At 71.1% G+C, this 25,960-nt stretch carries 24 protein-coding genes and 1 pseudogene; 11 read left to right on the top strand and 14 right to left on the bottom strand.

The annotated features are described in order from the left end of the window. Positions 1-27: 27 nt before the first annotated feature. Together ACZ5U5_RS28000 and ACZ5U5_RS27995 are read right to left on the bottom strand one after the other, a co-directional pair. Positions 28-1,194 (bottom strand): hypothetical protein, encoded by a 1,167-nt coding sequence (locus ACZ5U5_RS28000; protein WP_469026807.1) that lies wholly within the window; start codon positions 1,192-1,194, stop codon positions 28-30. 38 nt (positions 1,195-1,232) lie between these two features. Next, on the bottom strand, positions 1,233-2,186 hold the full coding sequence (locus ACZ5U5_RS27995; protein WP_469026805.1) for a 5-dehydro-4-deoxyglucarate dehydratase: 954 nt from the start codon (positions 2,184-2,186) through the stop codon (positions 1,233-1,235). 253 nt (positions 2,187-2,439) lie between these two features. Between ACZ5U5_RS27995 and ACZ5U5_RS27990 the strand changes: the two genes are divergently transcribed. From ACZ5U5_RS27990 to ACZ5U5_RS27960, 7 genes are all read left to right on the top strand, one after another. Then, entirely contained in the window at positions 2,440-3,249 is an 810-nt protein-coding gene (locus ACZ5U5_RS27990) for an NAD-dependent epimerase/dehydratase family protein (protein ID WP_469026802.1), read from the top strand. Between the two features lie 394 nt (positions 3,250-3,643). Beyond that, complete coding sequence (locus ACZ5U5_RS27985) at positions 3,644-4,414, top strand: DeoR/GlpR family DNA-binding transcription regulator (RefSeq protein WP_469026800.1); 771 nt, start codon at positions 3,644-3,646, stop codon at positions 4,412-4,414. Positions 4,415-4,517: 103 nt separating this feature from the next. Further along, positions 4,518-5,885 carry an ABC transporter substrate-binding protein gene (locus tag ACZ5U5_RS27980; RefSeq protein ID WP_469026797.1) on the top strand — a complete coding sequence of 456 codons (1,368 nt, stop codon included), beginning with the start codon at positions 4,518-4,520 and terminating at the stop codon, positions 5,883-5,885. After that, the gene (locus ACZ5U5_RS27975; RefSeq protein WP_469026793.1) at positions 5,882-6,838 is read left to right on the top strand and encodes a carbohydrate ABC transporter permease; all 957 of its coding nucleotides are present in this window, start codon (positions 5,882-5,884) and stop codon (positions 6,836-6,838) included. The genes ACZ5U5_RS27980 and ACZ5U5_RS27975 overlap by 4 nt, the downstream gene beginning before the upstream one ends. After that, positions 6,835-7,722, top strand: coding sequence for a carbohydrate ABC transporter permease (locus tag ACZ5U5_RS27970; RefSeq protein ID WP_469026791.1), 888 nt, complete (start codon positions 6,835-6,837; stop codon positions 7,720-7,722). Before ACZ5U5_RS27975 ends, ACZ5U5_RS27970 begins: the two co-directional genes overlap by 4 nt. Further along, positions 7,719-8,708, top strand: a complete 990-nt coding sequence (locus tag ACZ5U5_RS27965) for a zinc-dependent alcohol dehydrogenase family protein (protein WP_469026788.1) — start codon at positions 7,719-7,721, stop codon at positions 8,706-8,708. The genes ACZ5U5_RS27970 and ACZ5U5_RS27965 overlap by 4 nt, the downstream gene beginning before the upstream one ends. Before the next feature lie 251 nt (positions 8,709-8,959). Next, complete coding sequence (locus ACZ5U5_RS27960) at positions 8,960-10,198, top strand: TerD family protein (RefSeq protein ID WP_469027119.1); 1,239 nt, start codon at positions 8,960-8,962, stop codon at positions 10,196-10,198. 153 nt (positions 10,199-10,351) lie between these two features. Here the strand turns inward: ACZ5U5_RS27960 and ACZ5U5_RS27955 are convergent, their stop codons facing one another. The 4 genes and pseudogenes from ACZ5U5_RS27955 to ACZ5U5_RS27940 all read right to left on the bottom strand — a co-directional run bounded on the left by ACZ5U5_RS27955 (position 10,352) and on the right by ACZ5U5_RS27940 (position 13,862). Beyond that, positions 10,352-10,579: a CarD family transcriptional regulator gene (locus ACZ5U5_RS27955; protein ID WP_135329399.1), complete on the bottom strand. Its 228-nt coding sequence runs from the start codon at positions 10,577-10,579 to the stop codon at positions 10,352-10,354. Between the two features lie 156 nt (positions 10,580-10,735). Beyond that, positions 10,736-11,758 carry a 1-aminocyclopropane-1-carboxylate deaminase gene (locus ACZ5U5_RS27950; RefSeq protein WP_469026784.1) on the bottom strand — a complete coding sequence of 341 codons (1,023 nt, stop codon included), beginning with the start codon at positions 11,756-11,758 and terminating at the stop codon, positions 10,736-10,738. 29 nt (positions 11,759-11,787) lie between these two features. Continuing rightward, positions 11,788-12,272, bottom strand: a pseudogene (locus ACZ5U5_RS27945) (FCD domain-containing protein); the annotation flags it as partial. Between the two features lie 150 nt (positions 12,273-12,422). Continuing rightward, positions 12,423-13,862, bottom strand: a complete 1,440-nt coding sequence (locus ACZ5U5_RS27940) for an alkaline phosphatase PhoX (protein WP_469026782.1) — start codon at positions 13,860-13,862, stop codon at positions 12,423-12,425. Between the two features lie 104 nt (positions 13,863-13,966). Between ACZ5U5_RS27940 and ACZ5U5_RS27935 the strand changes: the two genes are divergently transcribed. Then, the gene (locus ACZ5U5_RS27935; RefSeq protein ID WP_469026779.1) at positions 13,967-14,746 is read left to right on the top strand and encodes an SDR family NAD(P)-dependent oxidoreductase; all 780 of its coding nucleotides are present in this window, start codon (positions 13,967-13,969) and stop codon (positions 14,744-14,746) included. Positions 14,747-14,969: 223 nt separating this feature from the next. Here the strand turns inward: ACZ5U5_RS27935 and ACZ5U5_RS27930 are convergent, their stop codons facing one another. Further along, on the bottom strand, positions 14,970-16,430 hold the full coding sequence (locus tag ACZ5U5_RS27930) for a hypothetical protein (protein ID WP_469026777.1): 1,461 nt from the start codon (positions 16,428-16,430) through the stop codon (positions 14,970-14,972). A gap of 276 nt (positions 16,431-16,706) precedes the next feature. Here ACZ5U5_RS27930 and ACZ5U5_RS27925 point away from each other — a divergent pair, with 276 nt between their 5' ends. Continuing rightward, on the top strand, positions 16,707-18,560 hold the full coding sequence (locus tag ACZ5U5_RS27925; protein WP_469026775.1) for an endonuclease/exonuclease/phosphatase family protein: 1,854 nt from the start codon (positions 16,707-16,709) through the stop codon (positions 18,558-18,560). 6 nt (positions 18,561-18,566) lie between these two features. Here ACZ5U5_RS27925 and ACZ5U5_RS27920 read toward each other — a convergent pair whose 3' ends face one another. The 3 genes from ACZ5U5_RS27920 to ACZ5U5_RS27910 form a co-directional block, all read right to left on the bottom strand. Beyond that, on the bottom strand, positions 18,567-19,307 hold the full coding sequence (locus ACZ5U5_RS27920; RefSeq protein ID WP_469026772.1) for an SRPBCC family protein: 741 nt from the start codon (positions 19,305-19,307) through the stop codon (positions 18,567-18,569). A gap of 156 nt (positions 19,308-19,463) precedes the next feature. After that, positions 19,464-20,024: an antibiotic biosynthesis monooxygenase gene (locus ACZ5U5_RS27915; protein WP_469026770.1), complete on the bottom strand. Its 561-nt coding sequence runs from the start codon at positions 20,022-20,024 to the stop codon at positions 19,464-19,466. 76 nt (positions 20,025-20,100) lie between these two features. Then, positions 20,101-20,889, bottom strand: a complete 789-nt coding sequence (locus tag ACZ5U5_RS27910; protein WP_469026767.1) for an SGNH/GDSL hydrolase family protein — start codon at positions 20,887-20,889, stop codon at positions 20,101-20,103. 272 nt (positions 20,890-21,161) lie between these two features. Here ACZ5U5_RS27910 and dapA point away from each other — a divergent pair, with 272 nt between their 5' ends. Further along, on the top strand, positions 21,162-22,073 hold the full coding sequence (gene dapA, locus ACZ5U5_RS27905) for a 4-hydroxy-tetrahydrodipicolinate synthase (RefSeq protein WP_469026765.1): 912 nt from the start codon (positions 21,162-21,164) through the stop codon (positions 22,071-22,073). 19 nt (positions 22,074-22,092) lie between these two features. On the opposite strand, the gene ACZ5U5_RS27900 is transcribed toward dapA, so the two are convergent. The 4 genes from ACZ5U5_RS27900 to ACZ5U5_RS27885 form a co-directional block, all read right to left on the bottom strand. Next, a complete protein-coding gene (locus tag ACZ5U5_RS27900; RefSeq protein WP_469026763.1) occupies positions 22,093-22,704 on the bottom strand; it encodes a hypothetical protein in 612 nt (203 codons plus the stop codon). Between the two features lie 64 nt (positions 22,705-22,768). Next, positions 22,769-23,758, bottom strand: a complete 990-nt coding sequence (dapD, locus tag ACZ5U5_RS27895; protein WP_469026760.1) for a 2,3,4,5-tetrahydropyridine-2,6-dicarboxylate N-succinyltransferase — start codon at positions 23,756-23,758, stop codon at positions 22,769-22,771. A gap of 82 nt (positions 23,759-23,840) precedes the next feature. After that, the gene (locus ACZ5U5_RS27890; RefSeq protein WP_469026757.1) at positions 23,841-24,377 is read right to left on the bottom strand and encodes a TetR/AcrR family transcriptional regulator; all 537 of its coding nucleotides are present in this window, start codon (positions 24,375-24,377) and stop codon (positions 23,841-23,843) included. Further along, positions 24,377-24,697, bottom strand: a complete 321-nt coding sequence (locus tag ACZ5U5_RS27885; RefSeq protein WP_365827236.1) for a DMT family transporter — start codon at positions 24,695-24,697, stop codon at positions 24,377-24,379. Before ACZ5U5_RS27885 ends, ACZ5U5_RS27890 begins: the two co-directional genes overlap by 1 nt. A 137-nt stretch (positions 24,698-24,834) precedes the next feature. On the opposite strand from ACZ5U5_RS27885, the gene ACZ5U5_RS27880 reads away from it, so the two are divergent. Next, entirely contained in the window at positions 24,835-25,935 is a 1,101-nt protein-coding gene (locus tag ACZ5U5_RS27880; RefSeq protein ID WP_469026754.1) for a DUF7847 domain-containing protein, read from the top strand. The last annotated feature ends 25 nt before the right edge of the window (positions 25,936-25,960 follow it).

The raw sequence follows: 25,960 nt of genomic DNA, 5'->3' as shown, positions 1-25,960 counted from the left end.
CCGCTTCCACTCCCGGTGCGACAGGGTCTATGTGAGCCGCGCCAGGGCCGTTCCCACGTGTGCGAGGTCCGCATCGGACGCCAACCCGGCGTGGTAGAGGCGCAGTTCGTCCGCGCCGCGCGTGAGCGCGTGCTCGGCGTCGGCGGTGAGGGTGGCGGGGCTGCCGCCCATGCCGGAGACGACGGTGAGGTTCGCGGCGAGGGTGGTGCGGGCGGTGCGGTGCGCGTCGAAGGGCGTCAGCGCCTGAGCGCCGCCTGTGCAGGGCACGACCACGCCGTCGGCCACGGAGAGGATGTGCTCGGGGTCGACTCCGGCGTTGGCGCCACAGTGGTACGCCACCGGGTCGGCGTGCAGCAGCACTTGGAAGCCGTCCGGGGCAGCGGCGCGCACGGCCGCGATCGTCGCCTCCTGGAGCGTGCGGGCGGTTTCCTCGCGCCACGCGCGCGTGGCGGCCGCCGTCTCGGCCCCCAGGAGCTTCTCCACGGCCTCCCAGCCACCGGGGGGCTCCTCGCCGCGCCACACGGACTCCAGGGCGTGGCGGACACCGTCCGCCAACGCGTCGGGGGCGAGGCCCTGCCGGGCGTACCCCGCTCCGCAGTCCGCGCAGAAGCACAGGGACATCAGGTACTGCCCGGCCTCCCCGAGCGGCACTCCGCCGATCTTGTCGTGAGCGTGCAGATGCGCGAGGCCGTACCAGCCGAGGGACTCCAGTTCGGTGCCGCGCGCGCCGGGCCGGACGGCGGCCTCGGCGGCGAGATCGACGAAGTACGCGCGCGTGGCGGGCTGCGCGATGCAGGGCGCCCAGGGGTAGCGGTCTCCGTAGGCGTTGACGACGGAGGTGTCCGGATGGTCGGCGCCCATACGGGAGTTGTGGGCGAGGACGACCCAGGTGTGCACGTCGAGCCCGGCGGCGGCGAGGGCTTCGGCGGCCTCTCCGTAGGCATCGCCCGGAGCCCAGCTTCCGGCCACGTGCGGGCGAAGGGCGCGCCCCTGCCACCGGCCGTCCGGCTCGTACAGCACCGCCGCGTACTCGGCGGTGACGATGCGGTGGCGCGGGTGGCGGGGGGTGAGCGCGCGGGTGGAATGGTAGGCGGAGGCGAGGGTGACCTGCTGGACGCCGAGGCCGGCGACGCGCGCGGGCGCCGCGGGGTCGCCGACGACGTCCCAGGGGTACAGGAAGGCGGAGGTCCTCACGCGCTCTCCCCCGGCCCTCACGCGCTCTCCTCCGGCCCTCACGCGCTCTCCTCCCGCAGCAGGGCGCGCCCGCGCTCCGTCAGCTCGGCGAGGCGTTTGATGTGTTCGTCGGCAGGTTCGTGCAGCGGCGTCCGCACCCCGCCGACATCGAGCCCGGCCAGGCGTACGCCCGCCTTGACGAGGGAAACGGCGTATCCCCTGCCCTCGGCGCGCAGCTCCACGAAGGGGCGGTAGAAGCCGTCGATGAGGCGGTTCACGGTGGCGTCGCCCTCGGCGGTCCCGGCGTTGAAGGCCCGGTGGAAGGCGAGCGCGATGTCGGGCGCGAAGCAGAAGACGGCCGAGGAGTAGAGCGTCACGCCGATGCCGCGGTAGGCGAGTCCGGTCAGCTCGGCGGTGGGCAGGCCGTTGAAGTAGAGGAATTCCTCCAGGACTTCCGTGCGTACGGCGCTGACGATGCGCTGCATCAGGTCCATGTCGCCGAGGCCGTCCTTGAACCCGATGATGCCTTCGGTGCGAGCGAGTTCGACGACGGTCTCCGGGGTGAACACGGCGTTGTCGCGCTGGTAGACGATGACGTCGAGGGAGGTGGCCGCGGCCAGTTCGGCGTAGTGCCCGAGCAGGCCCTCCTGCCCGGCCACGACGAGGTAGGGAGGCATCGCGAGCAGCCCGTCGGCGCCCGCCTCCTCGGCGAGCTTCGCGTACCTGACGGCGAGCGCGGTGCCGTAGCCCGCGCCCGCGACGACCGGGACGCGGCCCGCCGCCTCCTCGACGGCGGCGGCGACGCACGCCCGGAACTCCTCGGGCGTCAGGGCGTGGAACTCACCCGTACCGCAGCAGGCGAACACGGCCGCCGCACCCGCCTCGACCCCCGCGCGCACGTGCGCGCGAAAGACGTCGAGGTCGATGGAGCCGTCCGGCGCGTAGGCGGTGACCGGGAAGAACAGCGGCCCGCTGGGGATGTCGAGTCGAGCGGCGAGGGGTGCTGACGTCACGGGCTCTCCCTTAGCGTGCACGTTTTCCGATCCATGTTTCTGATCCATGTCCATATTTCTGAACAGCTCCACGCTAAGGCGCCCGCTGAGCCCCGGTCAAGCGTCAAGGTCGCCAAGGAAATCGCGATTTGAGAGCGATTCGAGAGCGGACCACCCGCCTCCGTACGACACTTGACGCGGCGAGCCGCCGATCTCTAGCGTGTCCACAGATGTGAATGCTGTACGTACACATACACACACAGGAGACCCCCTCATGTCCGCTCCCCGCACCGTCCTGCTCACCGGCGCCGCAGGCGGCCTCGGCACCCTGATGCGGGGGCTGCTCCCGGCCCACGGCCACGACCTGCGGCTGCTCGACATGCGCCCCATCGAGGGCGAGCCGGACGCGATCACGGCGGACCTCGCCGACAAGAAGGCGCTGCGGGAGGCCGTACGGGGTGTCGACGCGGTCATCCATCTCGCGGGCATCTCCCTGGAGTCCTCCTTCGACAAGATCCTGCGGGCGAACATCGAGGGGACGTACAACCTCTACGAGGCGGCGCGCGAGGAGGGAGTCCGCCGGATCGTCTTCGCCTCGTCGAACCACGCGGTCGGGTTCACGCCGCGACCTGTCGGCGACGATCCGCTGATCGCGGTGGACACGCCGCGCCGCCCCGACACGTTCTACGGCCTGTCGAAGTCCTTCGGCGAGGATCTCGCCCAGCTCTACTGGGACAAGCACGGCGTGGAGACCGTCTCGGTGCGGATCGGTTCGTGCTTCCCGGAGCCGACGAGTGTGCGGATGCTGTCGGTCTGGATGTCGCCGGGCGACGGCGCGCGCCTCTTCCACGCGGCGCTGACCGCTCCCGCGGTGGGGCACACGGTGGTGTACGGCTCGTCCGCCAACACGCGGCTGTGGTGGGACCTTTCGTCGGCGCGTGCGCTGGGCTACTCGCCGGAGGACGACTCCGAGCGGTACGCGGCGAAGCTGGTCGCCGAGCAGGGGGAACTGGATCCCGCCAACCCGGACCACGCGAACCTGGGGGGCCACTTCTGTACGCATCCGCCGGTGTGGCCGTACTGAGGCGATTTTTCCCCAACCCCGCCCCTTCCCGAAAACTCGCTCGGCGCGAGGGCCCTCCTCAATCGCCGGAGGGGCTGAATTTTTCAGCCCCTCCGGCGATTGAGGAGCGGGGTCTGGGGCGGAGCCCCAGGTAGGCCCGGGGCGCAGGCACGGTTTTCGGGAAGGGGCGGGGTTGGGGAAATAGAAGCCCCGTACTCGCACCCGGGCACCGAACGGGCACCCCCCACCCCCAGAACGGGCACGGGCCAAGCCCGAAGCAGAGGCCCAGGCCCCGCCAAACGGGCACAGTCGGGCACCATACCCCCGGCCCCGAGCCTGTTCACACACCCCGCCCCGCTGTAGAACTTCCCCACAGGGCCCGAACGGGCACAGCGAGGGAAGGGAGGCGGCGGCCATGACCGCGGAAGAGCGCCAGCGAGAAATCGTCCGGGCCGCGAGGACCTCCGGCTCCGTGGACGTCACCGCCCTCGCCACCGAACTGGGCGTCGCCAAGGAAACCGTCCGCCGCGACCTCCGCGCCCTGGAGGACCACGGCCTGGTCCGCCGCACCCACGGCGGCGCCTACCCCGTGGAGAGCGCCGGTTTCGAGACGACCCTCGCCTTCCGCACCACCATGCACGTCCCGGAGAAGCGGCGGATCGCCACCGCCGCCGCCGACCTCCTCGGTGACGCCGAAACGGTCTTCGTCGACGAGGGCTTCACCCCGCAGCTCATCGCCGAGGCACTCCCCGAAGCCGCCAAGGGCCGCCCTTTGACCGTCGTCACGGCGTCCCTGGCCACCGCCGGCGCCCTCGCCGAGGCCGACAACATGTCTGTCCTCCTCCTCGGCGGCCGCGTCCGCCCCGGCACCCTCGCGACCGTCGACCACTGGACGACGCGCATGCTGGCCGGGTTCGTGATCGACCTCGCCTACATCGGGGCCAACGGCATCTCCCGTGAGCACGGCCTGACCACGCCCGACCCCGCCGTCAGCGAGGTCAAGACGCAGGCCATCCGCGCGTCACGGCGCACCGTGTTCGCGGGCGTGCACACCAAGTTCGGGGCGACGAGCTTCTGCCGGTTCGGGCACGTCGGCGAGCTGGAGGCGATCGTCACGAGCACGCAGCTGCCCGCCTCCGAGGCACACCGCTACTCGCTCCAGGGCCCCCAGGTCATCCGCGTCTGACACGCCCCCGTCCGCTCACCCGCCCCCGGCACCTCTCGTGATCCCGCACGCCCGAATTCACCCCTCACGCATCCCACAAGTCCCCATACGTCCAGGAGCATTCATGCGAACCCAGAGCCGACGGAGGCCGCGCGCACTCGCCGCGGCAGCCGCAGGGACGCTGCTTGCCCCGCTGCTCTCCGGCTGCTGGGCCGGGGCGGGCGGGACCGGTTCAGGCGGCGACTCCATCAACGTACTGATGGTGAACAACCCGCAGATGGTCGAACTGCAGAAGCTCACCGCAGCCCACTTCACCAAGGAAACGGGCATCAAGGTGAACTTCACGGTCCTGCCCGAGAACGACGTCCGCGACAAGATCAGCCAGGACTTCGCCAACCAGGCGGGCCAGTACGACGTCGCCACGCTCAGCAACTACGAGATCCCGATCTACGCCAAGAACGACTGGCTGCACGAGGTCGGCTCGTACACCCGCAAGGACACGGCGTACGACGAGAAGGACGTACTGCCGTCGATGCGCCAGTCCCTCACCGGGGACGACGGCAAGCTCTACGGACAGCCCTTCTACGGGGAGTCGTCCTTCCTGATGTACCGCAAGGACGTCTTCAAGAAGGCCGGTCTCACCATGCCGAAGAAGCCCACCTGGCAGCAGGTGGCCAAGCTCGCGGCCGATGTGGACGGCGCCGAGTCCGGGATGAAGGGCATCTGCCTGCGCGGGCTCCCGGGCTGGGGCGAGCTGATCGCACCCCTGACGACGGTGGTGAACACCTTCGGAGGGACGTGGTTCGACAAGGGCTGGAAGGCGCGCCTCGACTCCCCCGAGTTCAAGAAGGCGACACAGTTCTACGTGGACCTCGTCCGCGAGCACGGCGAGTCCGGGGCCGCCCAGTCCGGCTATGCCGAGTGCCTGAACAACCTCACCCAGGGCAAGACCGCCATGTGGTACGACGCCACGGCCGCTGCCGGGTCGCTGGAGTCCGCCAAGTCCCCGGTCAAGGGCAAGATCGGCTACGTACCCGCGCCGGTGGAGAAGACCGAGAGCTCCGGGTGGCTCTACACCTGGGCCTGGGGTCTTCAGAAGGCGTCGCGCAACCCGGACAAGGCCTGGAAGTTCGTCTCCTGGGCGTCCAGCAAGGAGTACGAGGAACTGGTCGGCGAGAAGATCGGCTGGTCCAACGTCCCCGCGGGCAAGCGTGCCTCCACGTACGACAACCCCGAGTACCGCAAGGAAGCCGCCGCCTTCCAGGACGTCACCCATGCCGCCATCGAGGGCGCGAAACCGCGTGACCCGGGCGTGCAGCCCCGGCCCGCGCCCGGCATCCAGTTCGTCGGCATCCCCGAGTTCACCGACCTCGGCACGAAGGTCTCCCAGGAGATCAGCGCGGCCATCGCCGGACGCCAGTCCGTCGAAGCGGCCCTCAGGAAGTCACAGAAGCTCGCCGAGAAGATCGCCGAGGAGTACGAGGGACGATGACCGCCACCGCGAGTACCCCCGCCGTCGCGCCCAAGGCCGCACGCGTGTCCGGAGCCAAACCCCCGGGAGGCAGGCTGCGCGCCTGGGCCACCAGGGCCCCGCTCCTGCCCGCCCTGATCTTCATGGTCGTCGTCACCCAGCTGCCGTTCGTGGCCACGCTGGTGATCTCCTTCTTCGACTGGAACGCCCTCTACCCCGACGCCCGCAGCTTCGCCGGGCTCGACAACTACTCCGAGGTCCTCACCGACCCTGACCTGCGCAAGTCCGTCCTGACGACCATCGTGCTCACGGCCACCGTGGTGCTCGCGAGCCTCGTCATCGGGCTCGGGCTCGCCCTGCTCCTGGACCGGAAGTTCCGGGGCCGGGGCGTGGTGCGTACGTTGCTCATCGCGCCGTTCCTGCTGGTGCCGGTGGCCGCGGCGCTGCTGTGGAAGCACGTGCTCTACAACCCCGAGTACGGGCTCTTCAACGGCCTCCTGAACTGGGTGGGCGGTGACGGCACGGCGCAGCCCGACTGGGTGTCCAACACCCCGCTGATCGCCATCGAGGCCTCCCTGATCTGGCAGTGGACGCCCTTCATGATGCTGATCCTGCTCGCCGGGCTGCAGAGCCGCGACAGTGAGCTCATCGAGGCGGCCCGGATGGACGGCGCGGGCAACTGGCAGGTGTTCCGGTATCTGACGCTGCCGCATCTGCGCCGCTATCTGGAGCTGGGGGCGCTGCTCGGCTCGATCTACATCGTGCAGAACTTCGACGCCGTCTTCACGATCACCTCGGGCGGTCTGGGCACCGCCAACCTGCCCTACACCGTGTACCAGAGCTTCTACCAGGCCCACGAGAACGGTCTGGCGTCCGCCGCCGGTGTCCTCGTCGTCATCGGTTCCCTCATCATCGCGACCTTCGCGCTGCGGGTCGTCTCGTCCCTGTTCCGTGAGGAGGCGTCCCGCGCATGAGCACCGCCGTGACGCAGACACGTACACGCACACAGCCACAGCAACAGCCCGCCGGCCGGTTCCACGTCCGGGGGTCGGCGGGCCTCGGCCTCGCCGCCTGGCTGGCCGGCATCCTGTTCTTCCTGCCCATCGCCTGGATGACGCTGACCTCCTTCCACTCGGAGGAGGACGCGGCCACCAACCCGCCTTCGCTGGCCGCCTCGCTCACCCTGGACGGCTACCGCGACTTCTTCGGTTCGGGCGGCGGCGCGAGCCCCTGGCCCTCGCTCATCAACTCGACCGTGGCATCGGTCGCATCGACACTGCTGGTCCTGCTCCTCGCACTCCCTGCCGCGTACGCGCTCTCCATCAGGCCCGTGAAGAAGTGGACGGACGTCCTGTTCTTCTTCCTGTCGACGAAGATGCTGCCGGTCGTGGCGGGTCTGCTGCCGATCTATCTCTTCGCCAAGAACACGGAGATGCTCGACAACATCTGGCTGCTCGTCATCCTCTACACGTCGATGAACCTGCCGATCGCGGTGTGGATGATGCAGTCCTTCCTCTCCGAGGTGCCGGTCGCGATCATCGAGGCCGCGCAGATCGACGGGGCGCGGCTGCCCACCATCCTCGCGCGCGTGGTGGCCCCCATCGCGCTGCCGGGCATCGCGGCGACCTCCCTGATCTGCTTCATCTTCAGCTGGAACGAACTCCTCTTCGCGCGGGTGCTGACGGGCGTCGTCGCCCAGACCGCGCCCGTGTTCCTGACCGGCTTCATCACCAGCCAGGGCCTGTTCCTGGCGAAGGTGTGCGCCGCGTCGCTCGTGATCTCCCTGCCGGTGCTCGCCGCGGGGTTCGCCGCCCAGGACAAGCTGGTCCAGGGCCTGTCGTTGGGAGCCGTCAAGTGAAGGCCGCCATCATCGAGTCCGTCGGCAAGGCTGTCGTCGGCGAGGTGCCCGACCCCACGCCGGGGCCGCGCGAAGTCGTCGTCGAGGTCGCCGCGTGCGGTCTGTGCGGGACCGATCTGCACATTTTGCAGGGCGAGTTCGCGCCCACGCTGCCGGTGGTGCCGGGGCACGAGTTCGCCGGGGAGGTGGTGGGTCTCGGCCGCGAGGTCACGGAGCTCGCGGTCGGCGACCGGGTCGCCGTCGACCCCTCGCTCTACTGCTACGAGTGCCGCTACTGCCGAACCGGCCACAACAACCTCTGCGAGCGCTGGGCCGCGATCGGCGTCACCACGGCGGGCGGCGCCGCACAGTACGCGGTCGCGCCCGTCGCCAACTGTGTGCGGCTCCCGGAGAACGTGCGCACCCAGGACGCGGCCCTCATCGAGCCGCTGTCCTGCGCGGTGCGCGGCTACGACGTGCTCCGCGCCCAGCTGGGCGCCCACGTCCTGATCTACGGCTCCGGGACGATGGGCCTGATGATGCTGGAGCTCGCCAAGCGGACGGGGGCGGCGAGCGTGGACGTCGTGGACCTCAACCCGGACCGCCTCGCCACGGCCCGGCAGTTGGGTGTGTCGGGGTCGGCCGCGGGCGCCGACGAGCTCGACCGGCCGCAGGGCTGGGACATCGTGGTCGACGCCACGGGGAACGCGAACGCGATCCAGGACGGCCTCGGCCGTGTCGCCAAGGCGGGGACGTTCCTGCAGTTCGGCGTTGCCGACTACGCGACGCGGGTCAGCATCGACCCGTACCGCATCTACAACCAGGAGATCACCATCACCGGGTCGATGGCGGTGCTGCACAGCTACGAGCGGGCGGCGGAGCTGTTCGCCGGGGGCGTGCTGGATCCGGACGTGTTCATCAGCGACCGGATGCCGCTGGATGCGTACCCTGCGGCGCTTGACCGGTTCGCCTCCGGCGTCGGCCGGAAGATCGTGGTGGTGCCGTAGGGGCGTTCCCTGCGGGGCTTTCCCCAACCCCGCCCCTTCCCGGCTGTATCTATTGGCGGCTCCGCCACGGAAGGGCTCCGCCCCAGACCCCGCTCCTCAAACGCCGGAGAGACTGATCCTTCAGCCCGTCCGGCGTTGAGGACGTACTCGGCGAAGCCGGTGATGACGGCGACCAAGGCGCCCCCGCCAGAAACTTCCGCAGGTAAGGGAACGGCAAAGGCGGGACGTTCGTTACCCCGTGCATGACCGCTATGACCCCCGGCTCGAACATCCCTCTCACCGCCACCCGCGTGGCGGTTGACGTCGCCGCACCGGTGCGGCTCGACGTATCGGGCCTGCTGCTCACCGCCGACGGCAAGGTTCGCTCCGACGACGACTTCATCTTCTTCAACCAGCCCTCGGGCCCCGGTGTGACCTACCAGTCGGGCGGCGGCACCACGCCCGACAAGATCACGGTGGACACCAGCGCCGTGCCCGCGGGCATCGAGAAGATCGTCGTCACCGCGAGCCCGGACGCGGCGGGCCAGTCCTTCCAGGGCATCGAGCCCACCGCCACCATCCGCAACGCGGACGACGGAACCGTCCTCGCCTCGTTCACGCCCCCGCAGCTCGGCGGCGAGACCGCCCTGGTGATCGTCGAGGTCTATCTGCGCAACGGCGCGTGGAAGGCCCGAGCCGTCGGTCAGGGGTACTCGAACGGCCTGGCCGGCATCGCGACGGACTTCGGCGTCTCGGTCGAGGAGCCCGCGGCCCCAGCCGCTCCGGCCGCCGCCGCTCCCGCCGCCGCCCCGATGGCGCCGCCGTCCGGTGCACCGGTCCAGGGCCCGCCCCCGCCGGTCGCGGACCCCCGCGTCGCCGCACCCGCCGCCCCCGCCGCTCCCCCGGCGGCCGCGGCCCCCGCGCCCGGCGCCGGGAAGATCAACCTGGACAAGGGCCGGGTCAGCCTCCAGAAGAACCAGACCGTGTCCCTGGTCAAGGGCGGCAAGCCGCTGCTCTCGCAGGTCAAGATGGGCCTCGGCTGGGAGCCGGCGTACGGCGGCAAGGACATCGACCTGGACGCCTCGGTCATCGCGTACGGCCCGCAGCGCAACCACGTCGACAGCTGCTACTTCGGCAAGCTGTCGATCGTGAACGGCGCGATCAAGCACTCCGGCGACAACCTCACGGGTGAGGGCGGCGGTGACGACGAGGTGATCGTCGTGGACCTGGGCCGGCTGCCGCAGGACGTGACGGGTCTCGTCTTCACGGTGAACTCGTTCTCGGGCCAGAAGTTCACGCAGGTCGCCAAGGCGTACTGCCGTCTGCTCGACGCGGCGACGGGTGAGGAGCTGGTCCGCTTCGACCTCACGAACGCCGAGGCGCAGACGGGCGTGATGATGGCCAAGCTGATCAAGCAGTTCACCGGAGAGTGGGAAATGACCGCCATGGGTGACTTCGTCAAGTCACGCACCGTGCGCGGAATGGTGAAGCCCGCGGCGCAGGCGCTGTAGCCACCCCGCGGGCGTCCGACGGCCGCGAGGGGCCGCCGGAGGCGCGAGAGGGCGCTGACGGCAAGCGCAGGGGCGGCCGACGGGGAAGGGATGAACCTTCCCGTCGGCCGCCCCTTGTCGTACGTGGGGACGTGCGCGCAGGCGTACGTCAGGTCAGAGCTTGGCCAGCTTGGGATAAGGGCTCAGGAACCTTCCCTGGCGGCCTGCGAAGTCGATGACCACTGCTTCCTCGCCTTCCACTCCGACGATCCGTCCGAGTCCGTACTGATCGTGGGAGACCCGGTCGCCCACGGCGAACTGCTCGATGGGCGGTGCGGGGGGCGGCGGAACGTTAAAGGGGCTGTTCGGCAGGTGGCGTCGGGTACCGGGGGGCCTCGTCATGTTCTGAGTATGCGCCCTCCGGACCCCGGCGCACCATGCTCCGAGCTCACACGGTCCTCACATCGGCATCAAACCGACACACAAATTCCCATTCCCCGTAGCGTTACGTAGTTATCCCGTTGCAACGCGCGCACATGTGTGCCCCAGAGGCCTCGGTCAGAACAGAGCGCTGTAGGCATTCAGGGCGGGCTGCCCGCCGAGGTGGGCGTACAGGACGGTCGCGTCGCGCGCGATCTCTCCCCGGTCCACCAGGTCGATCATCCCGGCCATCGACTTCCCCTCGTACACCGGGTCGGTCACCATGCCCTCCGTGCGGGCCGCGAGCCGCATCGCGTCCAGGGTGGCCTCGTCGGGGAGTCCGTAGGTGCCCGCGTGATAGCGCGCGTCCAGCTCGATGTCGGCGTCCTTCACCTCTGCCTGTACGCCGATGAGTTCGGCGGTCCCGCGGGTGATCCTGGCGATCTGCTCGCGGGTACGGCCGGGGTCGGCGGAGGCGTCGATGCCGAGGACGCGGCGGGGGCGGGCGCCCTCCTCCGCGAGCGCGGCGAAGCCGGCGACCATGCCCGCCTGCGTGGACCCGGTCACCGAACAGACCACGACGGTGTCGAAGAACACCCCCAACTCCTCTTCCTGCTCGGTCACTTCGTACGCCCAGCGCGCGAAGCCCAGGCCACCGAGGCGGTGCTCGGAACAGCCCGCCGGGATCGCGTACGGCGTGCCGCCCGCCTCCTCGACCTCGCGCACCGCCTGCTCCCAGCTCTCCTTGATGCCGATGCCGAATCCGGCACGGACGAGGCGTACGTCGGCACCCGCGAGCCTGCTGACGAGGATGTTGCCGACCTTGTCGTAGACGGAATCGGGCCAGTCGACCCAGCTCTCCTGGATCAGCACGCACTTGAGTCCGGCGCGGGCGGCGACGGCCGCGACCTGGCGGGTGTGGTTGGACTGGACACCGCCGATCGACACGAGGGTGTCGCAGCCCTGGGCGAGCGCGTCGGCGACCAGGAACTCCAGTTTGCGCGTCTTGTTGCCGCCGTATCCGATCCCGGAGTTGCAGTCCTCGCGCTTGGCCCAGAGCGCGGCGCCGCCGAGGTGGTGGGTGAGGCGGTCCAGGGGGTGCACGGGCGAGGGGCCGAAGAGGAGGGGGTAGCGGGAGTACGAGTCGAGAGGTGTGGACACGTGGGCCTCCGGCCGGTTCAGGGCTGGCTTCAGGGGTGGGCGAGTTCTTCCAGGACGCGCCAGATCTCCGAGGAGATCGCCGCCGCGGCTGCCGGGGCGCCGTCCGCGCACGCGTCGATGAGGCGCTCGTGCAGTTCGGCGGAGCCGCAGGCCACTCCCTCGCCGAAGCGCTGCCTCTCCAGGCGGCGGATGAGGGGGGTGTAGCGGGCGATGGTGGCCGCGGCGGCGCCGTTGCCGCAGGCCGTGACGAGGACGCCGTGCAGCTCGTCGTCGGCCCGCAGGGCGCCCTCCACGTCGCCGCACGCCACAGCTGCCGCGAACCGGCGGTTGGCCTCCCGCATCGCGTACAGGTGCGCGGGCTCCAGGAGGGGCACCGCGCTGCGGGCGGCGAGTTCGTGCATGGCGCGGACGACGGCGGCCCGTCCCGTACGTCGGCCGCGTCCAGCGGCGTCACACGGGTGTGGCTCTGCGATTTCGTCTCCAGGAGCCCTTCGTCGACGAGCCGCGCGAACGCAGGGTGCGGCGCACCGGTTGCATGGCTCCCATGCGATAAATGCTAGATGTCAACTCACTGTGCGGGCAATGCCCTTGGGCGCTCGCACCCACGGCCGGTCGCTCGAAGGCCCCGTCCGCTTTTCGGCGCGGACTGCGGTCCGTCCCGCGGTCAGTGACGCCGGCGCCGCCACGGCCCCGTGATCGCCAGCAGGATGCCGGGGCTCTGGATGCTGGCGTAGAGCGTCTTGCCGTCGGGGGAGAACGTGACGCCGCAGAATTCGCTGTAGGAGGGCTTCTCGGGGGTGCCTGCGTTGAGTTCGTTACGTGCGATGGGGTACGTGCGGCCACGCTCGGTCGCCCCGAAGAGGTGCTGGACACCATCGCCGTCCTCGGCGATGACGAGGCCGCCGTACGGGGAGACGGTGATGTTGTCGGGGCCGTCGAAGGCGCCGTCTTTGGAGGGGTCCGGATTGACTCCGAGGAGGACCTTCAGGGTGAGGGTGCGGCGCGAGGGGTGGTAGAACCACACCTGCCCGTCGTGCGCGACGGGGCTCTCGTCACGGGCGAACGAGGCCACGATGTAGACACCGCCGTCGCCCCACCACATGCCTTCGAGCTTGCGGGCGCGCGTGATGTCGCCGTCGTCGAACTGCTCGCGCACCGGGACCGTGCGGGCGTCGCGGTCCGGGACCTCCACCCAGTCCACGCCGTACACGGTGCCGATCCGGGTGGCGCGGGAGAGGTCGTCCACGAAGCGGCCGCCGGAGTCGAAGCACTTGGGCGCCTTCAGGACGCCCGCGTCGTCGGCGAGGGTGCGCAGCTTGCCGCGGCCGTGCTCGAAGCCCTGCGGCGGGGTCCAGCGGTAGAGCAGGCCGTTGGGGCCCGACGCGTCCTCGGTGAGGTAGAGGTGGCCGCGTCTGGGGTCGACGACGACGGCCTCGTGGGCGTAGCGGCCGAGGGCCTTGATCGGCTTGGGCGCGCGGTTGGCACGCCGGTCGTAGGGGTCGACCTCGAAGACGTAGCCGTGGTCCTTGGTCATGCCGTTCTGGCCGGCCCGGTCCTCGGTCTCCTCGCAGGTCAGCCAGGTGCCCCAGGGAGTGCTGCCGCCGGCGCAGTTGGTGGCGGTGCCCGCGATGCCGACCCATTCGGCGACGTGTCCGCCGCGGCGGACCTCGACGACGGTGCAGCCGCCGGCCGCGGCCGGGTCGTAGACGAGGCCCTCGGTCAGCGGGACCGGGTGCGCCCACTTGGAGCGGGGTCCGCCGAGCTCGTGGTTGTTGACGAGCAGCGTGACGCCGCGCGGGCCCTCGAAGGTGGCCGTGCCGTCGTGGTTGGACGGCGTGAACTCGCCGGTCTCCAGTTTCGTCTTCCCGCTGTGGGTGAGGACGCGGTACGAGAATCCGGCGGGCAGCGCGAGCAGGCCCTCCGGGTCGGGGACGAGGGGGCCGTAGCCGGGATCGCGGTCGAGCCGGTCGGCCCCGCCCTCCGTCGCCTCCTCGGCGGCGAGCGCGCCCGGGGCGGTGGCGAGCGCGCCGACGCTGCCGGTCAGCGCGACCCCCGCGCCGGTGATCGCGGAGCGTCTGGCGAAGTCCCTGCGGGTGAGCGACATGATGTCTCCTGGGGCGGGTTCCGGCCGGGCTGCTGTCGGCGTCACGTTCCCGCTCACGTATAAACGGCGGTTGAACGCCGTCCGACGTCGAGGGGCTTCCTTCCATGAACCTGCCAGGGAACCTGCCGGGCACCGACCGCCGCGTCCTGATCAGCGGGGCCTCCCGAGGCCTGGGCAGAGCCCTGGCACGGGCCTTCGCGGCGAACGGTGACCGGGTCGCGGTGCACTACGGCTCGCGTGAGGAGGAGGCGCGCGCGACGATCGCCTCGCTCGATGGCGAGGGCCACGTCCTGGTGGGCGGCGACCTGTCGGATCCGGCGGGCGCGGCGGACGTCGCGGGGCGGGCCGGCGACGCGCTCGGCGGCCTCGACGTGCTGGTCAACAACGCCGCCGTGAATGTGCCGCACCCCCTCGCCGAGACGTCGTACGAGGACTGGGCTGCGCTCTGGCAACAGCACGTATCGGTGAACCTTCTCGCGACGGCGAACCTCAGCCACCTGGCGGCGCGCCGGATGATCGACCAGGGCACGGGCGGCCGCATCGTGAACATCGGCTCGCGCGGCGCGTTCCGCGGGGAGCCCGACCACCCGGCGTACGGGGCGACCAAGGCGGCCGTGCACGCGCTCGGCCAGTCCCTCGCGGTGTCACTGGCGCCGTACGGGATCGCGGTGGCGTCGGTGGCCCCCGGGTTCTTCGAGACGGAGAGGGTCGCGCACCGGCTGAGCGGGGACGAGGGCGCGGCGATCCGCGCGCAGAGTCCGTTCGGGCGGGCCGGCACGGCGGAGGAGATCGCCGCGGCGGTGCTGTGGCTGGCTTCTCCGGTCGCGGAGTGGGCGTCGGGTACGGTCCTCGACCTGAACGGCGCCTCACATCTGCGTACGTGAGCCGGAGGTTCGCGGGCCCCTGAGCCAGCGGTCGGAAGACGCCGCGCTCGGCGGCCGATCACGATCGTCGGCGAGCGAGCACCAGAACCCTCCGGCGTACCGGGGGACGTACGGCTTCGACGGCGCCACGTCGTCGTTCAAGCACACGACGCTGTATCAGTGCTGAGCTGATCCGGCACGAAGCCGGTCGGGCCGGTATCCCGGCCCGACCGGCTTCGGCGCGTCACATCCCTTGCTGCGAACGGGCCTTGAAGGCCGCCTTGCGGGCTTCCTTGGCCACCTTCTTGTCGGGGTGCAGCCGTCCCATCGCCTCCAGGACGTCCGCGGTGGCGGGGTGTTCGACCCGCCAGGCCGCGGCGAAGAAGCCGCTGTGCTGCTCCGAGAGACCCTCCACGAGGCCCTGCAGCTCGTCCGAGTTGCCCTCGGCCGCGAGCTGCGCGGCGATCGTGTCGATGGTCAGCCAGAAGACCAGCGCCTCGGAGGGCGCGGGCACGTCCGCCGCCCCGTGCTCGGCCAGCCACACCCGGGCGAGCCCGCCGAGCTCGGCGTCGTCGAGCACCTCCCGCAGGGCGGGCTCCGCCTCGTCACCGACCAACGAGAGCGCCTGCTGGCACCGCAGCCGCCGCAGCGGCGCACCCTCGTCGCCGCCCCGCGCGGCGGCCAGCAACTCCCGTGCCGCGCCCTGCGTTTCGTGCCGGGCGAGCCACTGCTCGATCTCGGCCTGCGCGGCGGCCTGCGGGAATCCTGCGGTCCCTTCGAGCAGCGCGTCGGCGCCCTTGTCCGCGAGATCGCCGACCGCGGGGGCGTCCACGCCCGCCTCCAGCATCCGCGCCCTGATGCCGTACACACCGAGCGGGGTGAGCCGGACCATGCCGTACCGCGTGACGTCCTCGTCGTCGTCCGGGAGCGGCGCCTCGGCCTCGTCGATGTCCACCATGAGGGCCTCGTCGACCGGCTGGTACTCGACGAGCCCGAGCGGCTCGAAGAGCCGGAACTGGTCGTCGAGCTTCATCATCGCGTCCGACACCTGCTCCAGGATGTCGTCCGTCGGCTCGCCCATGTCGTCGGGCACGATCATCGACGCGGCGAGCGCGGGCAGCGGCACCGGGCCCTCGCCGGCCCCGGCGTCACCCGCGGTGAGCAGGTAGAGGTTGCCGAGCACGCCGTCCAGGAAGTCCGCCTCGGCCTGCGGGTCCCAGCCGAGCTCCTCGAAGTCGACCTCGCCCTTCTCCTCCAGGACGTCGAGGAGGTTGTCCATGTCCGGCACGGTCGCGTCCGAGTAGACGGTGTCCAGGGCGCCGAGCCAGACGGCCAGGATGTCCTGCGGGCTGCCGGAGGTGAGCGCGGCGAGGTCCTCGCCCGCGGCCACCGTGCCCGGCGCGTCCTCCCCCTCCGACTCGTCCGCGTCCGTGACGTCCACCAGGCCCGTGTCGACGGCGATCCGCCAGGCCTCGCTCGCGTACGCGGCGGCGTCCGGGTCGTCCGCCGCGAGGCCCAGCTCGGCCGCGGCGGCCGGCAGCTGCTCCTCGATGAGCTCACCGCCCGCCCCGACGCGCGTCTCGGGGCCCGCCCAGCGGGCGAGCCGTGCGGCACGGGAGAGCAGCGGCGTGGCGAGCGCGGCCCGCGCGAGTTCCGCTTCGGAGTGCAGCAGCACCGGCGGCAGGGTGGCGGGACTTACGGACATCGGCTGGTTCTCCTCCGAAGGATGGGGCGTCCCCTGCTCGGGCGGAGCCGAGCACCCGGGGAAAGGTCTGCTGGACCGAAGCCTAGACGGATTTCGACCCATGCCGCCCGGTTCATGTCCCTGTCAGGAGACATACATGGTGAGAACACCCGCCGAACCTTGACAACTCCCCTGGTCACGCAAGAGATTGACGCGCGTAGAGCGCTGGGCGCCCACCGGCCCTCCCGCTCGCTCTCACCCTCTCCATACGACCTCACCCTCATCCGGAGTTTGTCGATGCCGCACATATCCCGTGCCACCCGGCCCGCCGTGAGATCGGCCGCCGTCTCCGCCGTCGTGGCCACCGCCCTGGCCGCCGGTCTGCTCGCCGTGAGCACCTCGTCCGCGTCCGCCGCCGAGGTGCGCGTCCACGACATCCAGGGCACCACCCGCCTCTCGCCCCTCGCGGGGCAGCAGGTCACGGACGTGACGGGCATCGTGACCGGCGTCCGTACGTACGGCTCGAAGGGCTTCTGGATCCAGGACCCGAAGGCCGACGCCGACCCCGCGACCAGCGAGGGCGTCTTCGTCTACACCGGCTCGGCCGCCCTGACCGTGCAGGCCGGTGACGCGGTCCGCGTCTCCGGGACCGTCGGCGAGTACGTCCCCGGCGGCGAGGCGTCCGGCAACCAGTCCCTGACCCAGCTCACCAAGCCGACGGTGACGGTCGAGTCGTCCGGCAACAAGCTGCCCGCGCCCGTCACGGTGACCGCCAAGTCGGTGCCTTCGGCGTACGCACCCGACGGCGACCCCGGTGAAGGCGGCAGCATCAACGCGCTGCCCCTGAAGCCCCGCTCGTACGCCCTCGACCTGTACGAGTCCCTGGAGGGCATGAACGTGCGCGTCGGCACCTCGCGCGTGGTCGGCGCCACGGATCCGTATTCGGAGCTGTGGGTCACGGTGAAGCCGCACGAGAACGCGAACCGGCGCGGCGGCACGGTGTACGAGTCCTACGACGACCAGAACACCGGGCGTCTGCAGATCCAGCAGCTGGCTCCGGTCTCCGAGCGCCCCTTCCCGAAGGCGAACGTCGGCGACTCGCTGTCCGGTGGCGCCGAAGGGCCCCTGGACTTCAACCAGTTCGGCGGTTACACGCTGGTTGCGCGGACGCTCGGCGAGGTCGAGGACAAGGGGCTCGTACGGGAGAAGACGCGGCGCCAGGCCAAGGGTGAGCTCGCCGTCGCGACGTACAACGTGGAGAATCTCGACCCGGGCGACCCGCAGACGAAGTTCGACGCGCTGGCCGGTGCCGTCGTCTCGAACCTCGCCTCGCCCGACATCCTCGCCCTTGAGGAGATCCAGGACGACAACGGCGCGAAGAACGACGGGACCGTCTCGGCGGAGGCGACCCTGAAGAAGTTCGCGGACGCGATCGTCGCCGCGGGCGGGCCGCGCTACGAATGGCGGACCATCGACCCGGAGAACAACAAGGACGGCGGGGAGCCGGGCGGCAACATCCGCCAGGTGTTCCTCTTCAACCCCGAGCGGGTCTCCTTCACCGACCGTGGCGCGGGCGACGCGACGACGGGCACGGGGGTCGTACGGTCCTCCGGGCGCGCCGCGCTGACGCTCTCCCCCGGGCGCGTCGACCCCGCGAACACCGCGTGGGCGGACAGCCGCAAGCCGCTGGCCGGAGAGTTCCGCTTCCGGGGGCGCAGTGTGATCGTGGTCGCGAACCACTTCGGGTCGAAGGGCGGCGACGAAGGTCTTACCTCACGGCACCAGCCGCCGGTGCGGTCCTCGGAGGCGAAGCGGCTGCGGCAGGCGCAGGCCGTGAACGCCTTCGTGCGGGACGTGCGGAAGATCGAGAAGAACGCGGACGTGGTGGTCGTCGGGGACGTGAACGACTTCGAGTTCTCCGGGACGACGGCCGCGCTTGAGGCCGGGGGCGCCCTGAAGGCCGCCGTCAAGTCCCTTCCCCGGTCGGAGCGTTACTCGTACGTCTACCAGGGCAACTCCCAGGTCCTCGACCAGATCCTGACGAGTCCCGGGGTGGGGAAGGGCTTCTCGTACGACAGCGTGCACATCAACGCGGAGTTCGCCGAGCAGAACAGTGATCATGACCCGCAGGTGCTGAGGTTCAGGCCGTAGTCAGGGTTACGCGTAGAGCCTGAGCAGCCAGTCCCGCCACGCCATTTCGGTGCCCTTGGCATCCGCCTGCGACGCGAAGTCGTGGATGCTGATGCCCACCGGGGCACCGAAGTGGTTGCGGCCGAAGAAGCGGTAGAGCGCGGTGTCCGTGCGCAGGCCGATGAAGTGCCTGCTGCGGAAGTCGACCATGGCGTCGAGGGCTTCGCCGGGGGCGTCCACGCGTACGCGGGCGCCCTCGGACGCGTCGTCGGGCAGGCCGAGGCGGCGGCCCAGTTTGGTGAAAGCGTGCGGGGCGGTGGAGGGGGCGGGTCCGTCGAGGGCGGTGAAGGTGACGGGCAGGCCCGTGAAGTAGGTCAGGTACTGGCGCAGGGTGTGCAGGTAGAAGTCGGTGTGCTTGCTGGCCCCCTCGTACCGGTTGGCCCAGTCCTCGGTGAGGATGCCGCTGTGCACGTAGCGGACCCAGGAGCGGCGGCCGCCGTCGCGGGGCTCGATGACGCGGTCGAGCCGGTTGACGGTCTGGCCGGGCGGGAGGCCCTCGGGGTCGTCGACGCGGTCGGTGAGCCGGTGCGGCGGCTCCCAGTGGGTGACGGTGCCGCCGTGGGGGGCGGCTCCGCCCTCGCGGGGTTCGTACTCGACCATGGGCCACAACCAGCCGCCGGTGCCGGTGGTGAACGCCTCCCAGACCTCGGCGGGAGAGGCATCGACCTCGAACTCCCTCTCGATCTCGAACTCCTTGCCTGCGGCCATGGCGACCCCCTGACGTCCGGAATCGCTTCAACATCCCACCGGCACCCCTTCCCGTCCAGGGCACCGGTGGTGCCGGGGACGGGATGCGCGACGACGGGGCAGGGAGTGCGTGGTGGGTGAGAAGTCGCCACGCTCCGTCCGTACGGCGGTGAGAGATCAACGGGACTCGATCCCGTACGCCAGGCGGTACTTGCCCGCATCGGGCAGCCCCTCGCCGCTCTCCCACTCCTCGTAGCGGATCACCCGTCCGCCGTCCGTCGTCACGTGGAAGTGGGCGGAGATCAGGCCCGGCGCCGCCACCGTCCCCGCTCCCCCCTCGGCGATCACGACCACCCGGGCCACCCGGCCGTCACCGGCCGCCCGCGCCGTCCCGTCCCGCAGCCGCGTCTTGTGCAGCCCGAGGCGCTCGATGCCCGGCACGGTCTCGTCGATCTCGGCGTTCCGCTCGTCCCTGCCGTGGGCGAAGAAGTCCTGGTACGCCTCGTCGTCCCGCCAGTGCGAGCGGTGCGCCACCGTCGAGCCGTCCGCGCCGGCGTACACGGCGTACGAGAGCAGGCCCTCGTGCGGCCACGGACGGCTCCCCCAGGCGTCGGCGATCGCGTCGACCGTCGCCCGCTGCCGCTCCGGCGTACCCGTGCTCCAGGTGCTGAAGAAGACGAGGCCGCCGTCCGCGCGGGCCGGGTCGGGGAGGGTGGTGGCGTCGACGTGTGCCTTCATGACCTGCTCCTTCAGCGTGTGGACGGGCCCTGCTCGGCCCGTTGCCCCCACACTGCGACCTCAAGTTTGCTTGAGGTCAAGCTCGTTCGGGAGAGACCACCGGGGCGAGGTCCGGCCGCTTGGCCGCACGCCCGTCGCCCGACGAGCGCCCCCGGACGCGTCGCCACAACCACGGGCCCATGAACCCCGCGAACCACGCCGTCTCCGCCGCCACCGCACGCAGCGCGGAGACCGGCGGTGGCGGGGGCAGCAGCGGCCGTACCCAGTCCTCGTGGCCGGGGACGCCCAGCGCGTCCGCCATGCCCGCGGCGATCCGGGCGTGCCCCAGCGGGCTCGCGTGCAGGCGGTCGGTGCTCCACAGGCGGGGGTCCGTGGTGACCCGGTGCGGGAACGTGTCGAGGACGACGACTCCGTGGCGGTCCGCGGCCGCGCGGATGCGGGCGTTCAGGTCGAGGACGCGGGGCAGCGCCCTGCGCGCGAGCGGCGAGATCCGCCCGAGGTCGGGGAACGTCACGGTGGCCACGCGCGCGCCCGCCGCGGTCAGCGCGGTGAGCATGTCCTCGATGTCACCGGCCACCTGGGCCGCGTCGAAGCCGGGGCGCACCAGGTCGTTCATGCCCGCCATGACCGTGACCAGGTCGGGGCGCAGCGCGAGGGCCGGGGCCAGCTGCTCGGCCTTGATGCGGGCCGTCAGCCTGCCCCGTACGGCGAGGTTCGCGTATCCGAACCCCGGGTTCCCCTCGGCCAGGGTCTCGGCGAGCCGGTCGGCCCAGCCGCGGTATCCGCGCGCCTCGTCTCCGTCGCCGACCCCTTCCGTCTGACTGTCGCCGATCGCGACGTAACGGGCGTACGCATGCGTCGTCATGGCCAGAGCCTCCCCTCGAAGGCATGGCACGTCAACGCGACGCCGACGGCGGGCCGCGCCGCTGCCGTTCCTTGCCGTGGCTGGGCGTTCCGCGGGGGCCGCAGCCTCACCGGGCCGCCGGGACCCCGAGCGCCGGGACGTCGACCGTCGACTCCGCGGCCGCCCGACACAGGGAGGAGCCACCTCGACCGACCACTTCTCAGCATTGCTGTCGCATACCTCGTAGCAGAATTAAGTGGAGCTTCAGCGTCGGCGTACCGACACTGCCCCCTATGACCTCACCCTCATCGACGGCTCCGGCTCCAGCTCCGGCCCCTCCCCTCGGCCGTGCCCTCTGCGCGATGGTCACGCCCTTCACGGACGATGGCGTGCTCGATCTCGACGGCGCCCAGCTGCTCGCCGACCGCCTGGTGGCCGAAGGCTGCGACGGGCTCGTCCTGTCCGGCACCACCGGCGAGTCCCCCACCACCTCCGACGACGAGAAGGCCGCGCTCGTACGCGCCGTCGCCGAGGCGGTCGGCGACCGGGCCTCGATCGTCGCGGGCGTCGGCAGCTACGCCACCCGGCACACGGTCGAGATGGCGCTGCAGGCCGAAAAGGCGGGCGCGGACGCCATGTTGGTGGTCACGCCCTACTACAGCAAGCCACCGCAGGACGCCGTCGAGGCACACTTCCTGGAGGTCGCCGACGCGACAGGACTTCCGCTCGCGCTCTACGACATCCCGGGGCGCACCGGGACGCGCATCGAGCCGGACACGATGCTGCGGCTCGCGGAGCACCCGCGGATCGTCGCCGTGAAGGACTGCGCATACGACCTGATGGGCACTCAGAAAGTACTGGCGCGAACCGACTTGGCGTACTACACCGGCTGCGACGAGTTCATCCTGGCGCTGTACGCGGTGGGCGGCGTCGGTTACATCAGTACGGTGGCCAACGTCGCGCCACGCCGACTCCGCTCGATCGTCGACGCGTTCGACGCGGGCGACACGGCCGGGGCCCGTCGTCTCCAGCAACAGGCCATGGAACTCGTCGAGTCGATGATGGGCGCGGGCCTCCCGGGCACGGTCACCTCCAAGGCACTCCTGAACGCACTCGGCCTGCCCGGCGGCCCGGTCCGCGCACCCCTGCGACCCGCCGGCCGCGAGGCGACCGAGAGGCTGCTCGCCGCGTACGAAGCGCTGTGACGCGGCCGGCTGCGGTGGGTCAGCCCGCGGCGGGGAAGCCGCCACCCTTGGTCCACAGGAGCGTTTCGCCGCCCCCGCTGAACGTGACCTTCTTGCCCCCGGCGGCGACGGCGATCTTCTCCCAGCCGTCGAAGTCCTTCGTGAGGTGCGTGGCCCACTTCGTCAGCGGGCCCGTGGCGACCGCGGCGACCGACTCGGTCGGCGGCTCGCCGTCGGCGCAGTACACGCCGAAGTCCCCGAAGGCCGCGACGGTGCCGTCCTTGGCCTTGAGCGTGATGCCCTGACAGGCGTCGGTCTCCGTCTTGTACACGAGGGCCGACTTGGACCAGCCCTTGGCCTTGGGGCTGTAGTCCTGCACGAGGAGCCCCTTGCCCTTCATGTAGTGCATCGCCACGCGTCGCCCGTCGGCGAGCTTGACCTGCGCGTTGAAGGGGCTGGGGCTGCCGCTCCAGGGGATGTCGCTCTTCTCCAGCGGATGGCCGTGATCGCCGGTGGCGGCGGCCCGGTCCATGCTCTGCGCCGCCTTCCGGTCGGCGCCCTCGCCCTGCCCCGCACTCTCGCCGCACCCGGCCACCAGGCCGAGTACCGCCACCGCGCCCAGGACGACGGCCCTGGTCCCCGTTCCGCGCATGTCAATCTCCTGTCGTCCCGCGCAGCATACTCAGCCGCGCGGGACGAGAGGGATACGCGGTACGTCAGTTGTGACTGTGCAGCACGTCGTTCAGGCCGCCCCACACCGCGTTGTTCGGGCGGGCCTCGACGGCACCGGTGACCGAGTTGCGGCGGAAGAGGATGTTCGAGGCACCGGAGAGCTCGCGGGCCTTCACGATCTGCCCGTCGGGCATGGTCACGCGGGACCCGGCGGTGACGTAGAGCCCGGCCTCGACGACGCACTCGTCGCCGAGTGCGATGCCGACGCCCGCCTCGGCGCCGATCAGGCAGCGCTCGCCGATGACGATGCGGACGTTGCCGCCGCCGGAGAGGGTGCCCATCGTGGAGGCGCCGCCACCGATGTCGGAGCCGTCACCGACGACGACACCGGCGGAGATACGGCCCTCGACCATGGAGGTGCCGAGCGTGCCCGCGTTGAAGTTCACGAAGCCCTCGTGCATGACGGTCGTGCCCTCGGCGAGGTGCGCGCCGAGCCGTACACGGTCGGCGTCGGCGATGCGGACGCCCTTCGGCGTGACGTAGTCCGTCATGCGCGGGAACTTGTCGATGGACGTCACGGCGAGGTGCAGGCCCTCGGCGCGGGCGTTCAGCCGCACCTTCTCGACGTCGTCCACGGCGACCGGGCCGAGCGAGGTCCAGGCGACGTTGGCGAGGAAGGCGAACTGACCGTCGAGGTTCACGCCGTGCGGCTTGACCAGGCGGTGCGAGAGCAGGTGCAGGCGCAGGTAGACGTCGTGGGCGTCCACCGGCTTCTCGTCGAGGGACGCGATGACCGTACGTACGGCGATGGTCTCCACGCCACGGCGGGCGTCCCGGCCGATGGCCTTGGCCGCGCCCTCGCCGAGCAGCTGCACGGCACGCTCGGCGGTGAGCCGCTCGGTGCCTGCGGGGCCCGCTTCGGCGACGAGCTCGGGCGCGGGGAACCAGGTGTCGAGGACGGCGCCGTCGGCGGTGAGGGTGGCGAGGCCTGCGGCGACGGCGCCGGTGGTGCGGGAAGCGTTCGTGTCGGTCATGGGGAAAACCTAACCGGCGCCGCACCACCCGAGCGAACCGGTCTCAGCCTCCGGGCCGTGCGGCACCTGCGCGATTGCCGCCCTACGGAATCAGCCGGCCCAGCATCTCGCGGGCGTACCCCTCGTCGTACACGCCGTCCGTGAGCAGCACCTGCAAGCAGATTCCGTCCATCAGGGCGACCAGGGCCCGCGCGGTGGACGGGTCGGTGCGTTCGGCGAACACCTCTGCGAGTCCGTCGCACCAGCAGGCGGCGACCGGCCGCAGTGCGGGCCTGCGCAGGGCGGCCAGATACAGCTCGTACTCGAGCTCGATCCCCGTGCGTTCCTGGCCGAGCCACATCCCGAGCACCTCGGCGATCTCACCGGCGAGGTCGACCCTGGGGTCCTGGAAGCCGCCGCGACTCGCGACGACCTTCGCGAAGCCCTCGTTGGCCTTCTCCAGCGCGGCGAGGAGCAGCTCGTCGAGTGTCTTGAAGTGGTAGGTGGTGGACCCGAGCGGCACGTCGGCCTCGGCGGCGACCGAGCGATGGCTGAGCCCGCCTATCCCCTTCTCCCCCACCACCCGGATCGCGGCGTCGATGATGCGGGTACGCCGCTCGGGGTCGTAACGGCGGGCCATCAATGTGCCCCGCCGAGGTTCAGCAGAACGACGCCCGCGATCACGAGAGCGATCCCCGCGATCTTGGCCAGACCCGCGGACTCACCCATGAAGATCATGCCGATGGCGGCGACCGCGGCGGTCCCGATCCCGGCCCAGATCGCGTAGGCGGTGCCGACGGAGAGCGTCTTCAGGGTCTGCGCGAGCAGCGTGAAGGCGATCAGATAGCCCGCGACGGTGATCAGCGAGGGCCAGAGCTTGCTGAACCCCTCGCTGTACTTCATGGCCGTGGTCCCGGCCACCTCCGCCACGATCGCCCCGGCCAGCAGTCCGTATCCCATGCGTACGAGTGTACACATCGTTGCGTACGGCCGTACATAACGACGGGGCCCGGAGCGGGCTATGGTGACGCGATCACTGTGGGGGGCCACAGGGGCGACGCGGCGAGCACCGCACGAGACCACGGAGCGCAAGAGCGATGTCAGACACGTCGGGGTGGGGACCACAGGCGCCGTACGGCGGACCGCCGGGGCCTTACGGAGCGCCACCCGGCTGGGGCTGGAACGGCTACGGCTGGACCCCACCACCGCCGCCGCCCAAGCCCGGCGTCATCCCCCTCGCACCGCTGGACATCGGCAGCATCCTCGGCGGCACGTTCGCCACGATGGGGCGGTACGCGAAGCCGCTGTTCGGCACCGCGGCCGCGGTGTACGGCCTGCTCGCCGTGGTCGTGACGGCGGCGGCAGCGCTCGCCTACATATCCGTACGTGAGCACTTCCAGGCGCTGATCGACTCCGACGCGGCGTTCACCTGGGACCACGGCAGGCCGCTGCTCATCGCCTTCGGCGCGGTGTGGATGGTGGGCCTGCTCGCCACGCTGGTGGTCAACTCGTTCATCCAGGCCTCGTGCGCGGCCACACTGCACGAGGCGGTCCTCGGCCGCCCGGCGACGTTCTCGGCGGTCTGGCGCAGGGCGTGGTCGCGGACGCCCTCCGTGGTGGGCGTGACCCTGCTGCTCGCCCTCATCCTGATGCTGCCGTTCGGTGTGGGCGCGGCGCTCTTCGCCAGCCTCTTCGTCCTGATCCTGAACGGGTGGATCGTCCCGTTCCTCGTGTTCTTCCTGCTGATCATCATCGTGACCCCGCTGGCGGCCTGGCTGTACGTCCTGTTCGCCCTCGCCCCCGCCGCGGCGACCCTCGAAACGGCGGGCCCGCTCCAGGCGATGCGCCGCTCCGCACAGCTGGTCCGCGGGGCCTGGTGGCGCACGTTCGGCATCTCACTGCTGGCCGCGGGCATCGTGGCCGCCGTGTCCCTGGCGGTGCGCATGCCCCTGCAGTTCGCCATGCCGACCCCGTCCCCGGTGGACCCGGACAGCTCCGCCTCCGCCGTCCTGCTCGACCAACTGCGCTCCCAGGTCGGCCTGTACGCCCTGTTCACCCTGGTCGTCATGTTCCTCACGCAGCTGGCCGCCAGCGTGTTCCTGCCCCTGGTGACGGCCGTGCTCTACGTCGACCGGCGCATCCGCAAGGAAGGGCTCGCGCACACACTGGCGCAGGCCGACTCCCCGCAAGGGGGCTGAACGCGGTTCGGCCCCCCGCGCACCA

It is taken from the genome of Streptomyces sp. NPDC033177 (assembly GCF_055577715.1).
This window is presented reverse-complemented; position numbering and strand designations above follow the sequence as displayed.